We start from the raw sequence: 15,438 nt of genomic DNA on the forward strand, positions 1-15,438 counted from the left end.
ATTACGCGTTTTTGTTGAACGCACGACGCACGAAACGGCAAGGAAGCCGCCCGCCTGTCGCACTCCCATCGGGGGTAGCGCGGCGTGAAAATTGAAGGAAGACAGGCAATGCCATCCAAACCGCCAAGCAGAGGCACGACGACCGTCTCGGTTCATCCACCGCGCCTTTATGACTCGCCAATCAGGTCCGGTTTCACGCCGCACTTCGACGGCGGGCCGACGCCGAGAATCCCCACGCGCCCGACGCCGCCAGCGCCCACGGCAACCGATGCCGGACTTCATCGCATTATTTCCCTGCCACCGCCGGTATCGGTCAGGGCGGTAGTTGCTTCATGGCCGGACCCGACCGTGCGCGAACGCCCTTTGAAGGATTACTGGATCAATCCGCTCATGGTTGTCCCTGCCGCCGACCACCGGGGCATTTCGACTTTCCGCGGCCGTCACTATGTCAAAGTGCCGGAGGGCGGCACCGTGCAGGTGGGTCTGGACCCGGCCGGCCGTTACCGGGCGAAGCTGCCCAGCGAATTGTATCCGTCCGGGCCACTGTTGCAGCTCGACGCCGACCTCGGTCTCTGGCAACCGGCCGAAACCTCTTCGCCAATGACTTACCCGTTATCCGCCACGCGACTGGAAGCGTTTCGCACCGATCTGGATTTCAGCACGGTCGCCCCGGACAGCGATGGGCTCTTGCGTTTTGACGGCAAGCTGTACGCACGGATTGACAATCACGCCTATCAAGTCTTGCACGATCTCGAAGCTTCAATGCCGCGCAGGGCAGTGATGCGCATCGTTCGCGCCGACGATCCGGTCGCAACCGCTGAGAACAATATATACGTGGCATCGCGCCCCGGCAGATCGGAACCCATCGCCTTTGACTCCCGCTACGGCTGGCAGGGAACCATCGTATACGGTGCAGCGGGCATGCCAAAAAAGACTACAGAACCGCTGAGTGTCGCCCTGGAGCGTTTCGAAGTGTCTTCTGAACTGGAGCGAATAAAGCGGGGGAGCCAGAAAGCTCAAAAGAAACGGCAAAAGCTTATATCCGCATGGCTGACTGCAAAGGGTCTGGAGGCAGAACCTGCCGGGAAAACCGCAGGTGAATTAACCGCACTTGTTGATCGCGAAATGCACAGCGAAAGGGACCTGAAGCGGCTTGGCAAGGCACTGGAATACTATGAGAGCAAAAAGTCCGTCATCAAGAACATCAGGACGGACGACCAGTACAGAAACGAAATGATTGCGCTGCAAAAAGAACAAATGTTCGCCTACCAGCAACTCATAGAATGTGGCCTGTCGCGCCGCGCACTGGAAGGACCGTTGCTCGATCTCGACCCGGAAAGGCTGCCACATACGGTCATTTTCCTCAGCAGATTGCTGGAGCGCATGAAAAAGCGTCAGCTCATTGCCGACAAACTGCTGAAAAAATGGAAAGTTTCGGCAGATGATCTGGGCCAGAACGTTCTTTCACCGATGGATACTCATGACGTAGTTGCCTCCTGGGTCCTGACCAAAAGCTTGCTGCTGGACAATCCTCGATCAAGCGGGGATACCCCTCAGGCCTCTGAACTGGCCGTCCAGTTTGGTCAGATGACTTTCGTCTACGGAGCGCTCGACACCTTTGCGCCTCCCTCACACCCTGCTGTGCTACGTGACCTGTCGCAGCAATGCGCCGCTATCCGCGACCGGTATGAACGGCTTGACCTGCCAGACGGAGATTTGCAGGCCACTTCACGCAATGAAATCAATGCAGAAATCCATGCGTTTGAGCAAACTCTGGAAAACCGCCTGACCCATATTTACCACGCCCAGCCCGACAGAACCGCGCTGACAGCTCATGAACTGCCGATTGACTTTGACTTCATTCCGCCACAGGCCGCAACGGGTCCAAAAACCATACACTGGCGACTCTTTCGCGCAAAAAAGCATGGCGTTTATAAAATTCATTTCGGCGAGGCACGACGGACCACGCGGGGTGAGGAAGTCATAAGCGTCAAAAACCTGCTTGATCCGAAACAACCCGGACAGATCTATGAGCGCAGAGACGGCGAATGGCGCCCGGCGCAGACGTTGCAGACGTTGCAGCACAAACAGCTTTCCACGCTGATCAGCGAAGCCAATCGGCATTTGCAGCAATCCGAATCCTGCGTGGTGACCGCCGTCAATCAGGAAAAGTCGAAATACCATCCCGACAATATTGTAGAAACGCTCGAAATACGGGCCAAAGAGCTGGACGACACCGCTTTTGATCTTCAGCGCTTCGAAACCATCGATGCCCGGGCCCCCGCCCTCATCCAACGACTTCGGCACGAGAGTCAACGCCTGCGCGACACGGGCGAAAACATTCGCATACGGATCTACAAGGACAAAAACTTTCTGTGCGTTGACCGGCTGATTTATCTGATGGATCACGCGCGGGTCAACGTGCGCAAAACCCACCAGCGATTACGCAGAGGCAAGGGCAAGAACAGCGAGTATCTGGACCTTTACTCGATCAGAGATGCCACTGACGACAGAGAGCTCTGGCACGCGCATTTCCATTATCCGGCACCGGACACGCCAGAGCTGAACTTCAGCGTGCGCGGCGCCCATCTGAAAACCCTCCAGCAAAGCGCGCGGGGCATCAGTTCACAACGCCGGGAAGAACGGGCGGGGCGCGAACACGTCACCATCTGGCGCGAACATTTCGACGGGCGCACGGCGCAGAGAGTTTTCGACATGGCCGCGAACGCTACTCCCCTCGCCAATCCCGGGCCATCAACCAGCTCGAAGCAGCAGCCAAGGCTCACCTCAAGAGCCGGTCAGTGATACCTCTCAGGCAATGATGCCGAACAGCCGGGGAGCACCGGATGCCGAGTGCTGCCAGGCAACCTCTACAAGGAATGTAAAGACATGCCAATCAAGATAGCCACCAAAGGCAACACCACCGTCGATGTCCATTTGCGGCCGGATACGCCAGTGGATCCACCCGCGCTACGCCCTGACATAACCCTGCGACCTGGCTTGGAAGCCGAAACGCTGACTACACCACCACGGCCGGGCAGCACCACAGGCAGCGCTGACGCTGACGCAATCGGTCTGGCTCCGACCGTTACCGTGCACCCCACCCGGTCAGGACAGGATAGCGTTGATCTCGGCGACCGATCGCTGGAACACTATCGACTCTCCCTTACACCCAGCCTGCCCGCGGCCAATACCGAGGGTTTGAGATTGTTCAAGGGCCGCCAGTACGTAGAGCTGGCCGATGGCGGCTTAGTGCAGGTTGGCAAGGAATCGCAGAGCGGTCTCTGGCGGGCCACGCTGGCGAGCGAATTCACGCCCACAGGGCCGGCGATGCTGCGAAACCCCGACGACGGGCTGTGGCATGCATTCGAGCACTCGCAGCCAACCACGTTTGCCCTGTCAGCGACCCGCCTGGAGGACTTTCGCACTGCACTGGACTTCAGCAGCGCCATAGGCGACAGCGACGGTCTGCATCGCTTTGAAGGAAAGCTCTACGCCGTGATCGACAATCACGCGTATCAGGTACTGCAAGATCTCGATGCCTCGACGCCCTGGTCGCAGGTGATGCGCATCGTCAGAGCCGAAGATCCGGTGGCCGTCGATGCGGACAATCACTATGTCGCCTCACGACCGGGTCGCTCGCAAGCGATTGTGCTGGACCCACGCGAGGGCTGGGTCGGTGTCAGCACCGGGGGCGCCGGCGGGATGCGGCGGGCAGAGCGGAATCCGTCCGCTCGTCGAAGTCTGGCAGAGCGCTTCTTCGCGTTCACCCACCGTTCGAGCCGACCCGAGGCTCGGGTACGAAAACTCTATCCATCGTTCGACGATCAACAGGTTGCAGCCTTCCTTCGAACGCTGGGTGACGACGTCGACGGCGGACTGACCACGAAGGAGACCGAGTACAGCAACCTGGAAAAAGACCTGCAGGCGTGGACAGCGACACACAAGCATCTGACCGTTCCTTCAGCGCAAGGGCCTGTCACCAATTGGGCAAATACCGTCGCTAACGGAATCAAACGCTGCTGGAGTCAAGAAACGACGCAATTGCGCTTTCCCCTCAGTCACGCACCGTTGCCTGCCCTGAGAGCGGATTTCAACCATGTCCGTTTTCTGGAAATGGACTCGGTGGCGTGGTCGCCTGCTGCAGAAACCTTTTTGAGCGGCTTTAGCGGCCTGCAGAGTTTGAAAATTACCCGCTCGGGCCTGGAAAAACTGCCGGCAGCCGTCAGCCAAATGCACAACCTGACCGAGCTGAATCTGCGCACCAACAAGCTCCAGCTTGATGAGGCCAGCGCCGCCGCACTCGGCGGCCTGGCGAACCTGGAGGTCCTTGTCCTGACGAAAAACCCTTTGGGCAAGTTGCCCGATTTCAGCGCGATGCCCAACTTGCAAGAGCTGGACCTTTGCGCCACAGGCATCAAGGGCTGGCCGACCGGCCTGAAGGGACTGACCGCTCTGAAAAAGATCGACTTGCGCCATAACAAACTGCAAGAGGTGCCCGCCGAGCATCTGAACCCAGCGGACGACCAGTTCGAAGCCATTGTCCATATCAACCGTCACATCCTGCTGGAAAACAATGCGTTCCCCGCCGATTACTGGCAGAAGTTCGAGCGCTTCTGGCTGCAGGCGGAGGCCAGGAAAGCCGAGTGGGCCGCTGGCGCTCTGGAAGGCGCTTTCAGGCTCAAGGAAGGCATTGGCGTCATTGACCGGACGCGAAATCTGTATGCGCATCTGGACGTGGCCGGCGCGAAGAAATTCATCATGGGGCTGGGCGACGATACAGACGCGGTGCTGACACGGCGCAGCGAAGCGTTTGCCCAGTTGGACACGAGCCTTGATGCCTACAAGCAATCCTGTGCACTGCTGAGCAACGCCGGCCAACGCAAACGGGCACTCGAGACTGCGACGGCGATCAGGCAATGCTGGCTTGACCAGACGCAAACGACACTGACGCTCGATTACCTCGGTCTGGTCGGGATAAGCAACAAACAATCCATGCTGCCGGACCTGAGCGCAGACTTCGGACACGTGCGCAAATTGACACTGATCGGGGTGGAGTGGTCGCCGGCTGCCAATACTTTCCTGTCCGGCTTTAGTCATCTGCAGCACCTGAGCATTGGAAATTCAACGCTCGACAAGCCACCGACGATGCTCAGTCAAATGCAAACGCTCACCTGGTTGAATCTGGGTTCCAACCAGATTGAACTGGATGCGCAAGCCGTCGCGACAATCGCTGGCCTGAACCGATTGACCCATCTGAACCTGTCGCACAATCCATTGAAGATAACGCCGGACGTCAGCGCCATGTCAGGCTTGACCACGCTGAACCTGAGTCATGCGCAGATCTCCCACTGGCCGCTCGGACTGCTGAACAAGACCGCTTTGACTGGCGTCGATTTGGGCAGCAACCTTTTAACCGACGTTCCCGAGGCCCACCTCAACCCGCCCGCCGATCAACTCGCCGCTGTTGCGCGGATCAACAATGTCACGTTATTGACAAGCAATCCCGGCATTCCCTCCAGCTATGTGAGGAAATTCGAAGGTTACTGGCGTCGCCTGAACACAGCACATCCGGAGTTGATGACCCCGGTCCACCCTTCAGCCTTCGACCATGACAAATCGCGGGCGCAACGCTACCACCGCCTCTATCCAGCCAAAAGCATCAACGACTGCCGCAAATACCTGTGGGGCCTCGAGCCTGGCACCGTGGGCACGAGGCTGAGTCAGCTCGAACGCGAGTTCGCGGTTTTGAACCAGCAGCTTGACGCATGGGTATTTTCCGGGGGAGGTAACCGTCAAGGTTATATTCCTGCCAACCAACTCATGCTCAATGCCGAAAACCGAGCTGACCGGACCACGGCGCGAGACCGGATCATCAACTGCTGGCGGCAGGAAACACCGCAGCAGACGGCATTTGACGGGACCAGTATCGGCCTGGAGCTGGATCTCAGCGGTCTGAACCTGCCAAGCCTCCCGGATATCGACGCGGACTTCAGCCATGTGGGTTCGGTCAAGCTCCGCGATATGCACTTGAGTGCTTCGCCCGAAGGCTTCCTTACCCGTTTCAGGCACGTGCGCTGGCTGGATCTTTCCAAAAACCAATTGCGCGTACTGCCCCCGGCCATTGGCCAAATGAACGGGCTGACCAAGCTGTTCCTGCAGCACAATGAAATATCCCTGACCGTCGATACGGCACGGATCCTGTCGGAACGCACCACCCTGCGAGCGCTATGGCTGAGTAACAACCGGCAACTTGGCATCGTCCCGGACTTCAGTCGGATCCCCGACATGCGTTCGGTCAATCTGGCTAGCACAGGCATTTCGGAATTTCCTGTCGGCCTCAGCGCACAGCCCTCCCTGGACACCGTCAACCTCAGCAATAACCGCATTGAGCAAATTCCGGACTTCGTCTTTGACGCGGTGCCGTTCCAAGTCAACGACGTAACCAATATCCGCTTCAACCAGTTGAACAACCAGTCCCGCGCCCGTCTGGTCGAATATGCCGGGCGCCTCGCAGCCGCCGGCATGTTCATGAGTGGCAGGAATAATCTGATCGACACAGGGCTGAGCATGAACATGCCGAACATCAGGGCCCTCCTGCTGGACACCATGACGCGCTGGACCGTCGGGTTGCCAGCCACCGAAGTCGCCACAAGACGACAGCAATGGCAAACCGTGCGCGATGAGCAAGGTTCCGATGGGCTGTTCAACACGATTGACCGCCTGCTGAGCGAGCCCGCCAGCCACCCTGACCTGCAACGCAGGGTCTGGAACCTGATCGACAGCATCACGGAAAACACTGCTCAATCCGAACATTTGCGCCGGGAAGTACTGGACCGCGCGGGCGACCCGGCATGTTGTGACCGGGCGGCGTTCACGTTCACCAATCTGGAAGTGCTGACCCTCGCGCACAAGGCCCGCTCCCAGGCCCGTGACGAGGCACAAGGCAAACAACTGTCGGCATTGTCCAAGGCCCTGTTCCGTCTGCATGAGGTCGACAAGATTGCCTCAGCGGATATCGCCCAGCGTGAAGCCCGCATCGCCGCGTCCAGAACACCTGAGGAGGCACGAGTGTTCGGGCCTCCTCGCGTACCCGAAGAAATCGAAGTGCGGCTGTTCTATCGCTTTCGCCTGAAGGATCGTCTGCAACTGCCGGGACAGCCGGAACGGATGGGCTTCGCCCGATTGGCTGACGTGTCGGAGGCACAACTGAATGCCGCGTATGAAAAGGTGATCGCGCAGGATAATTCGCCGGAAGAGTTTCAGGCACTGGTGGCCAGAGAGTTCTGGCAGGAGTTCATCACGCACAAGTACCGGTCGCAGTTTGAAACACAACGCGATCCCTTCCAGACGCGCCAGGCGACGCTAGATGATGCGCATTCGGCCAGTGAGCTTTCATTCGTCGACTACAAGGCACAATCGATGTCGCTGCAAGCCGAGTTGGCAATCAAGGAAGCGGAGTTGATCACAACCCTGAGCCGGCAGGAACTCAGCGAATATGCGATGCAAAATTCCGAAACGGCAGCAGTTGAAACTGAATAACCGCTGAAACAGAGGTGCAACTGGCCGGCATGACCCGGCCAGTTGTCATTCGTCGTCGTCGAAGTTGTAACTGCCCGGCGCGAGGTTTTCGAAGCGCGTGTATTTGCCGATGAACGCCAGCCGAATGAAACCGATCGGGCCGTTACGCTGCTTGCCGATGATGATTTCGGCGATGCCCTTGTGCTCGGTCTCCGGGTGATACACCTCGTCGCGATAAACGAACATGATCACGTCGGCGTCCTGCTCGATCGCTCCGGATTCGCGCAAGTCGGAGTTCACCGGGCGTTTGTTCGGGCGCTGTTCCAGGGAACGGTTGAGCTGCGACAGGGCAACTACCGGGCAGTTGAATTCCTTGGCCAGGGCTTTCAGGGATCGCGAGATCTCGGAAATCTCGTTGGTGCGGTTGTCACCGCTGGAACCGGGAATCTGCATCAGTTGCAGGTAGTCGATCATGATCAGGCCGACCTCGCCGTGCTCACGCACCAGACGACGGGTGCGCGCGCGCATTTCCGACGGGCTGATACCAGCGGTGTCATCGATGAACAGTTTGCGGTCGTTGAGCAGATTGACCGCCGACGTCAGGCGCGGCCAGTCGTCGTCTTCGAGTTGGCCGGAACGCACCTTGGTCTGGTCGATTCGGCCGAGCGAAGAGAGCATACGCATGATCAGCGATTCGCCTGGCATCTCGAGCGAGTAAACGAGCACCGCTTTTTCGCTGCGCAACACGGCGTTTTCCACCAGGTTCATCGCGAAGGTGGTCTTACCCATCGACGGACGGCCGGCAACGATGATCAGGTCGGACGGCTGCAAGCCGCTGGTCTTCTCGTCGAGGTCGGTGTAGCCGGTGGACAGCCCGGTGATGGCGTCGGCGGTGTTGAACAACGTGTCGATGCGATCGATGGCCTTGGTCAGCAGCTCATTGACGCCGACCGGGCCGCCGGTCTTGGGCCGCGCTTCGGCGATCTGGAAGATCTGCCGTTCGGCTTCGTCGAGGATTTCTTCCGCGGTGCGGCCTTCGGGGTTGAAGGCGCTGTCGGCAATCTCGGTGCTGATACCGATCAGTTGGCGCAACGTCGCGCGCTGGCGGACGATCTGCGCATAGGCCTTGATGTTGGCGACGGACGGGGTATTTTTCGCCAGTTCGCCGAGATAACCAAGGCCGCCGACTTGCGACGTCTGGCCTTCCTTGTCCAATTGCTCGGCAAGGGTCACGACGTCGATCGGCGAGTTCTGATCGGCCAGTTTGGCGATCGCGCGGAAAATCAAACGGTGGTCATGTCGATAGAAATCGCCGTCGGAGACTTGATCGAGCACGCGTTCCCAGGCGTTGTTGTCCAGCATCAGACCACCGAGTACAGCCTGTTCGGCCTCGATGGAATGCGGCGGCACCTTCAGGGCAGCGGTTTGCAGATCGTATTGCTCGGGAGCGGAGATATCGTTCATGGCCACTTGAGTATTAGTGAAAAGCAGGGAATTCAGAAAGACAAAGGGCACGACCTGTAAACAGGATCGTGCCCGATGTTAACCGCCTGACGGACAAGCCGCCAGCCGATCCGTGTTGCTTAAGCTGCTACCACGACAACGCGTACGGTGGCTTCAACTTCGGCGTGCAGGTGCACAGCCACGTCGAATTCACCCACGTTGCGGATGGTGCCGTTCGGCAGACGAACTTCGCTCTTCTGCACTTCAACGCCGGAGGCGGTCAGTGCGTCAGCGATGTCGTGAGTACCGATCGAACCGAACAGCTTGCCTTCGTCGCCAGCGGTGGCAGTGATGGTCACTTCCAGCTCGGCCAGTTGGGCAGCACGGCTTTCAGCCGATGCCTTACGGTCTGCGGCGGCTTTTTCCAGCTCGGCGCGACGCTCTTCGAACGCAGCCAGGTTGGCAGCGGTCGCAGCGGTAGCCTTGCCGAAAGGCAGCAGGTAGTTACGGCCGTAACCGGCCTTAACGTTTACTTTGTCGCCCAGGTTGCCCAGGTTGGCGATTTTTTCCAGAAGGATCAGTTGCATGTGAAAATCCTCTAACTTTTAACCTTCACCGTTCGCGCTGTCGGTGTCTTTCGACACGTGACGACCGCGAAAATCAATCAGGCTGTCGACAATGGCCAGAACCACGAGCAACGGATAGATCAGCTGCATGAACAACAGCAGCGTGACGTACAACCCCACCAGCCAGAAACCGGCCAGTCGCTTCTGCCCGACCAGCCCGTGAATCAGGGCCAGCCCGGCGAACACCAGCGGTACACTGCACAACGGCGTCAACATGGCCATCTGTGCACCGAGATTCGGGCCCAGAAGCATCAACGCCAGCAGTAACATCGCCGGCCCCAGCGGGATGCGGATGGCGCGAAACTCGCGACCGAAACCACCCGGGTTGTACAACAACGCCTGCCAATGCCGCCCGACAATCAGGCTCAGCACGCTGACGATCTGCAACAAGGCCGCAATCAGTCCGGTCAGGACCGGTGCAATCAGGGACGCAAAACGCGCTTGCTCATCGACCGACAATTGCTTGTAGGTCTCACCGAGAAGTGCCGGCATGACCTTTATAAGGGCCTGTGCGAGCATCTCGATCTGGGCCGCAAACGCGACCCCGAGCACCACTGAAAACACCACTCCGATCACTACGCTGACCAGCAGCGTGCGGACCCAGGATTCGCTTGCGCGCAAAACCAACGCAAGCCCCGAAGACCCCAGCAGCACGAGAAGTGCCCGTGGGTCGTCGGCATACAGCCACCAGATCAAGGCCGGCAGCAGTCCCAGTGACAGAACGCCCAGGGCGTCCGTCAATCCGCGCCGCAGCAGCACAAGGCTCCCGGCGGCAGCACCCAACCAATACAACAACGGCAATGTTGCACATCCGGCCACCACGAGAGTGGCCTGCATTCGGCCTCGCATGATGAACTCAGCTAAGGCGCGCATGCATTCAATCCTTTGCTACTTGTCGACTGCCCGGTCTCAGCGGCCGTGGCTGTCGGTGTAGGCCAGCAGGGCCAGGAAGCGGGCGCGCTTGATAGCGGTGGCCAGCTGACGCTGATAACGAGCTTTGGTACCGGTGATGCGGCTTGGAACGATTTTGCCGGTCTCGGATACGTAGGCTTTCAGAGTGTTGAGATCTTTGTAGTCGATCTCTTTCACGTCTTCAGCGGTGAAGCGGCAGAATTTACGACGACGGAAGAAACGTGCCATTTGATAGGCTCCTTAATAAGGTCCGTGGATTACTCGTCAGCGTTATCGCTGTTGTCGCTGTCATCACTGTCGGTGCCTTCGGCGCCTTCGTGCTCAGGACGGTCGCGACGCTCACGGCGCTCACTGCGGTTTTCTTCAGCCTTGAGCATCTCGGACTGGCCGGTAACGGCTTCGTCGCGACGGATGACCAGGTTACGGATCACTGCATCGTTGTAGCGGAAGTTGTCTTCCAGCTCGGCCAGGGCCTTGCCAGTGCACTCAACGTTCAGCATCACGTAGTGAGCCTTGTGAACATTGTTGATTGCGTAGGCCAGTTGACGACGGCCCCAATCTTCCAGACGGTGGATTTTGCCGCCGTCTTCTTCGATCAGCTTGGTGTAACGCTCAACCATGCCGCCGACTTGCTCGCTCTGATCCGGGTGGACCAGAAAGATGATTTCGTAATGACGCATGAATGCTCCTTACGGGTTGTAGCCTGCCGCTCAAAAACGGTCAGACAAGGAGTGAATGACACTTATGGACTTGCTGGCGCGGGGCACATGCGTGCCTGCCGTCACAGCAAGGGGCGCAATTGTAGAGAAGGGACTGCGGGGGCGCAAGGCAATTGGTGATTATTTGAACAACCACCGGGCGACCCGTGTAGGAGCTGCCGAAGGCTGCGATCTTTTGACTTTGATTTTTTCAAAGCAAGATCAAAAGATCGCAGCCTCGTTTCACTCGACAGCTCCTACAGGCCTCGCAGTAAAGCTTATTTTTTTGCGGCAGCCTTGGCTTTTGCGCCGCGCTGGCGCTGGGCTTCGAACAGGCACACGCCTGTGGCGACCGAGACGTTGAGGCTGCTGACACTGCCGGCCATCGGCAGGTTCACCAGATAGTCGCAGTGCTCGCGGGTCAGGCGGCGCATGCCTTTGCCTTCAGCGCCCATGATCAGAATGGTCGGGCCGGTCAGGTCCTGGTCATAAATGCTGACCTCGGCTTCACCAGCGGTGCCGACTACCCACAAACCGCGCTGCTGGAGTTTTTCCAGAGTGCGAGCCAGGTTGGTCACGGCCACCAGCGGAATCACTTCCGCCGCGCCGCAGGCAACTTTACGCACCACCGGCGTCAGCGTGGCCGACTTGTCTTTTGGCACGATCACCGCCAGCGCACCGGCCGCATCGGCCGAACGCAGGCAGGCGCCGAGGTTGTGCGGATCGGTCACGCCGTCGAGCACCAGCAGCAGCGGAGCGCCTTCGGTGCGATCAAGCAACTCGTCGAGCATTGCCTCGCCCCAGACCTGACTCGGGCTGACTTCCGCGACCACGCCCTGGTGCACGCCTTCAACCCAGGCGTCCATTTCGCGGCGCTCGGCCTGGCCGACCTGAACACGGTTTTCATTGGCCAGCTCGACCAGCGTCTGCACGCGCGGATCGTTGCGGCTTTCCGCCAGCCAGATCTGCTTGACGCGCTTGGGATGGTGACGCAGCAACGCTTCTACCGCGTGAACGCCGTAGATTTTTTCCAACTGACTCATGACTTCGCCTTCGGTTTACGCGCCCCGCCACTCTTGGCTGGAGCGGAACCCGCTTTTGGCGGGCCCTTACGGTGTTTGCTTGGCTTGGCTGGCTTGCCGTCGGTCGCCCTGTCAGGCGCCGACCGTCCGGTCTTTCCCCCGGACGCCGCTTTACCACCGTTTTTCGCATCGGCCAGCAAGGCCTTCTTCAATTCACGGCTTTTGCGCAGTTCAGCGTTTTTCGCCACGGCATCGCTCGGGCGATAGGCTTCGGCAACCTTTTCCTTGGCCGGACGACGGCTGGCGGTTTTCGCTGGGGCCTTTTCTTCCGCAGCCTTGGCAGCAGGCGCTGCGGTTTCGGCGCCACGTTTCTTGCGACCGATCGGCGCGCTGATGGTTTTTTCGGCCATCTCGAAATCGATCTTGCGCTCGTCGAGGTCGACGCGCATGACGCGTACTTCAACGGTGTCGCCAAGACGGAAACTGCGACCGGTGCGCTCGCCCGCCAAGCGGTGATGCACAGGATCAAAGTGGTAGTAATCACCCGGCAGCGCAGTGACGTGCACCAGGCCTTCGACGTAGATATCGGTCAGTTCGACGAACAGACCAAAACCGGTCACGGCGGTAATCACGCCCGGGAACGACTCGCCGACGCGATCCTTCATGAACTCGCACTTGAGCCAGTTCACCACGTCGCGGGTCGCCTCGTCGGCACGACGCTCGCTCATCGAGCACTGCTCGCCGAGCTGCTCCAACGCCGCTTCGTCGTACGGATAGATGCGCGCTTTCGGAATGGTCATCGCACCGGCACGACGAACGTGCGGGGTGTCCTGTTTCGAATGGATCACGCTGCGAATTGCCCGGTGCGTGAGCAGGTCCGGGTAACGACGGATCGGCGAAGTGAAGTGGGTATAGGCTTCGTAATTCAGGCCGAAGTGGCCGTCGTTTTCAGCGCTGTACACCGCCTGGCTTAACGAACGCAGCATCACGGTCTGGATCAGGTGGAAATCCGGACGATCCTTGATGCTCGCCAGCAAAGCCTGATAATCCTTCGGCGACGGACCGTCTTTGCCTTTGTGCAGGGACAGGCCGAGCTCACCAAGGAACGCGCGCAGTTTTTCCAGACGCTCTGGCGGCGGACCGGCGTGAACGCGATACAGCGCAGGAATTTCGTGCTTCTTGAGGAATTCGGCAGTGGCCACGTTGGCCGCCAGCATGCATTCCTCGATCAGCTTGTGCGCATCGTTGCGCACGGTCGGACGGATTTCGGCGATCTTGCGCTCGGAGCCGAAGATGATCCGGGTTTCCTGGGTTTCGAAATCGATCGCGCCACGCACGTGACGGGCAGCCAGCAATACTTTGTACAAGGCGTAGAGCTGCTTGAGGTGCGGCACGACGTCGGTGTACTCGCCGCGCAATTTGCGCGCCTCGGTCGCCTTCGGCGTTTCCAGCATCGCGCTGACCTTGTTGTAGGTCAGACGAGCGTGGGAATGGATCACCGCCTCATAGAAGCAGTAGTCGGTCATTTCGCCGGACTTGGAGATGGTCATCTCGCAAACCATGGCCAGACGATCGACCTGCGGGTTCAGCGAGCACAGGCCGTTGGACAGTTGCTCCGGCAGCATCGGAATCACGCGCTCGGGGAAGTACACCGAGTTGCCGCGAACCTGAGCTTCGTTGTCCAGGGCCGAGCCGATCTTCACGTAGCTGGAAACGTCGGCGATCGCCACGTACAACTTCCAGCCACCGGAGAACAGGCGCAGCTTGCCCGGTTTGGCTTCGCAGTAGACCGCGTCATCGAAGTCGCGGGCGTCTTCGCCGTCGATGGTGACGAACGGCAGATGGCGCAAATCGATGCGCTTCTCTTTGTCTTTTTCTTCAACTTCCGGCTTGAGCTTGGCGGCTTCTTTCACAACCGCTTCAGGCCAGACGTGCGGAATGTCGTAAGTGCGCAGGGCAACATCGATTTCCATGCCCGGCGCCATGTAGTTGCCGACCACTTCGACCACATCGCCTTGCGGCTGGAAGCGCGGCGTTGGCCAGTGGGTGATTTTCACTTCGACGAACTGACCGATCTGCGCGTTGGCGTTGCGCCCCGGCGTCACCAGCACTTCCTGCTGGATCTTCGGATTGTCGGCAACCACGAAACCGATACCGCCCTCTTCGAAGTAGCGGCCAACGATGGTTTCGTGAGCGCGGGACACTACTTCAACGATCACGCCTTCGCGGCGACCACGGCGGTCGAGCCCGGAAACCCGGGCCAGCGCGCGGTCACCGTCGAACACCAGACGCATTTGCGCCGGGCTCATGAACAGGTCGTCGCTGCCGTCGTCCGGCACCAGGAAACCGAAACCGTCACGATGACCGCTGATGCGGCCGAGAATCAGGTCGAGCTTGTCCACCGGCGCATAAGTGCCCCGGCGGGTGTAGATCAGTTGAGCGTCGCGCTCCATGGCGCGCAAGCGGCGGCGCAGGGCCTCGATCTGGTCTTCTGTGGTCAGACCAAACTCTTCGACCAGTTGCTCGCGGGCAGCAGGCGAACCCCGATCGGCGAGGTGCGCCAGGATCAGTTCGCGGCTGGGAATAGGGTTTTCGTATTTTTCCGCTTCACGAGCGGCCTCGGGATCGAGGGACTGCCAATCGGCCATTAGAGAGTTTTCACCTTGTCTATATGCGGGTTAGTTTGGCATAGGCGCCGTGAAACGGGAAATTTCCGCTTCTATAGGACCTTTCAAGGCCCTGCATCAACGCTCTGATACGCTTTTGAACGCCGCTGGTAAAAAAATTCAGTTTTTTCTGCGGCAGGGGTTTACAGTTAAAAAGACGCTCCGTATAGTGCGCGCCATCGACGACGCACAAGCGCTTTCGATGATGCCCAGGTGGTGAAATTGGTAGACACGCCAGCTTCAGGTGCTGGTGACCTTACGGTCGTGGAAGTTCGAGTCTTCTCCTGGGCACCAATTTCGAGTCTGAGACTAGATCAGTTTCAACACTCACACAAAACCCGCGAAAGCGGGTTTTTTGCATTTGCGGGAAAGCTTTTGTTCACACTGATTTATTAAAACCAAATCAGGGGTTTACAGATCAAAAAGGCCTCCGTATAGTGCGCCACATCAACAGCGGCAACGCTTGCGATGATTGCCCAGATGGTGAAATTGGTAGACACGCCAGCTTCAGGTGCTGGTGACCTTACGGTCGTGGAAGTTCGAGTCTTCT

The 15,438-nt window shown here is 58.9% G+C and carries 9 protein-coding genes and 2 tRNA genes (1 of these 11 only partly in view); 4 read left to right on the plus strand and 7 right to left on the minus strand.

What is annotated here, in order from left to right:
• Window positions 1–108: 108 nt before the first annotated feature.
• Together D6877_RS22035 and D6877_RS22040 are read left to right on the plus strand one after the other, a co-directional pair.
• Window positions 109–2,805, plus strand: a complete 2,697-nt coding sequence (locus tag D6877_RS22035) for a hypothetical protein (protein WP_130912103.1) — start codon at window positions 109–111, stop codon at window positions 2,803–2,805.
• An 84-nt stretch (window positions 2,806–2,889) separates the two neighbouring features.
• Window positions 2,890–7,542, plus strand: coding sequence for an NEL-type E3 ubiquitin ligase domain-containing protein (locus D6877_RS22040; protein ID WP_241662935.1), 4,653 nt, complete (start codon window positions 2,890–2,892; stop codon window positions 7,540–7,542).
• A gap of 45 nt (window positions 7,543–7,587) precedes the next feature.
• On the opposite strand, the gene dnaB is transcribed toward D6877_RS22040, so the two are convergent.
• The 7 genes from dnaB to rnr all read right to left on the minus strand — a co-directional run bounded on the left by dnaB (window position 7,588) and on the right by rnr (window position 14,870).
• Window positions 7,588–8,985, minus strand: coding sequence for a replicative DNA helicase (dnaB, locus tag D6877_RS22045; RefSeq protein ID WP_039756905.1), 1,398 nt, complete (start codon window positions 8,983–8,985; stop codon window positions 7,588–7,590).
• Window positions 8,986–9,104: 119 nt separating this feature from the next.
• Window positions 9,105–9,551 carry a 50S ribosomal protein L9 gene (gene rplI / locus D6877_RS22050; RefSeq protein ID WP_003221136.1) on the minus strand — a complete coding sequence of 149 codons (447 nt, stop codon included), beginning with the start codon at window positions 9,549–9,551 and terminating at the stop codon, window positions 9,105–9,107.
• 18 nt (window positions 9,552–9,569) lie between these two features.
• A complete protein-coding gene (locus tag D6877_RS22055) occupies window positions 9,570–10,463 on the minus strand; it encodes a hypothetical protein (protein WP_016771937.1) in 894 nt (297 codons plus the stop codon).
• Between the two features lie 36 nt (window positions 10,464–10,499).
• The gene (gene rpsR / locus D6877_RS22060; RefSeq protein ID WP_002551829.1) at window positions 10,500–10,730 is read right to left on the minus strand and encodes a 30S ribosomal protein S18; all 231 of its coding nucleotides are present in this window, start codon (window positions 10,728–10,730) and stop codon (window positions 10,500–10,502) included.
• Window positions 10,731–10,759: 29 nt separating this feature from the next.
• On the minus strand, window positions 10,760–11,182 hold the full coding sequence (rpsF, locus tag D6877_RS22065) for a 30S ribosomal protein S6 (protein WP_016771938.1): 423 nt from the start codon (window positions 11,180–11,182) through the stop codon (window positions 10,760–10,762).
• A 296-nt stretch (window positions 11,183–11,478) separates the two neighbouring features.
• Window positions 11,479–12,243, minus strand: coding sequence for a 23S rRNA (guanosine(2251)-2'-O)-methyltransferase RlmB (gene rlmB / locus D6877_RS22070; RefSeq protein ID WP_024011372.1), 765 nt, complete (start codon window positions 12,241–12,243; stop codon window positions 11,479–11,481).
• Window positions 12,240–14,870: a ribonuclease R gene (gene rnr / locus D6877_RS22075; protein WP_024011371.1), complete on the minus strand. Its 2,631-nt coding sequence runs from the start codon at window positions 14,868–14,870 to the stop codon at window positions 12,240–12,242. Before rnr ends, rlmB begins: the two co-directional genes overlap by 4 nt.
• 225 nt (window positions 14,871–15,095) lie before the next feature.
• Between rnr and D6877_RS22080 the strand changes: the two genes are divergently transcribed.
• Window positions 15,096–15,182, plus strand: a tRNA-Leu gene (locus D6877_RS22080).
• Between the two features lie 180 nt (window positions 15,183–15,362).
• A tRNA-Leu gene (locus D6877_RS29260) sits at window positions 15,363–15,438 on the plus strand; it runs 76 nt beyond the window's last position.

Origin of the sequence: Pseudomonas sp. Sample_9, from assembly GCF_004307535.1 — a bacterium.
GTDB classification, from domain to species: Bacteria; Pseudomonadota; Gammaproteobacteria; order Pseudomonadales; family Pseudomonadaceae; genus Aquipseudomonas; species Aquipseudomonas mercuritolerans.

Excerpts from the sequence above, each read along its gene's own strand:
- rplI (WP_003221136.1), bottom strand. The coding sequence starts at position 9,551 with ATGCAACTGATCCTTCTGGAAAAAATCGCCAACCTGGGCAACCTGGGC.
- rpsF (WP_016771938.1), bottom strand. The coding sequence starts at position 11,182 with ATGCGTCATTACGAAATCATCTTTCTGGTCCACCCGGATCAGAGCGAG.
- rnr (WP_024011371.1), bottom strand. The coding sequence starts at position 14,870 with ATGGCCGATTGGCAGTCCCTCGATCCCGAGGCCGCTCGTGAAGCGGAA.
- D6877_RS22035 (WP_130912103.1), top strand. The coding sequence starts at position 109 with ATGCCATCCAAACCGCCAAGCAGAGGCACGACGACCGTCTCGGTTCAT.
- D6877_RS22055 (WP_016771937.1), bottom strand. The coding sequence starts at position 10,463 with ATGCGCGCCTTAGCTGAGTTCATCATGCGAGGCCGAATGCAGGCCACT.
- dnaB (WP_039756905.1), bottom strand. The coding sequence starts at position 8,985 with ATGAACGATATCTCCGCTCCCGAGCAATACGATCTGCAAACCGCTGCC.
- D6877_RS22040 (WP_241662935.1), top strand. The coding sequence starts at position 2,890 with ATGCCAATCAAGATAGCCACCAAAGGCAACACCACCGTCGATGTCCAT.
- rpsR (WP_002551829.1), bottom strand. The coding sequence starts at position 10,730 with ATGGCACGTTTCTTCCGTCGTCGTAAATTCTGCCGCTTCACCGCTGAA.
- rlmB (WP_024011372.1), bottom strand. The coding sequence starts at position 12,243 with ATGAGTCAGTTGGAAAAAATCTACGGCGTTCACGCGGTAGAAGCGTTG.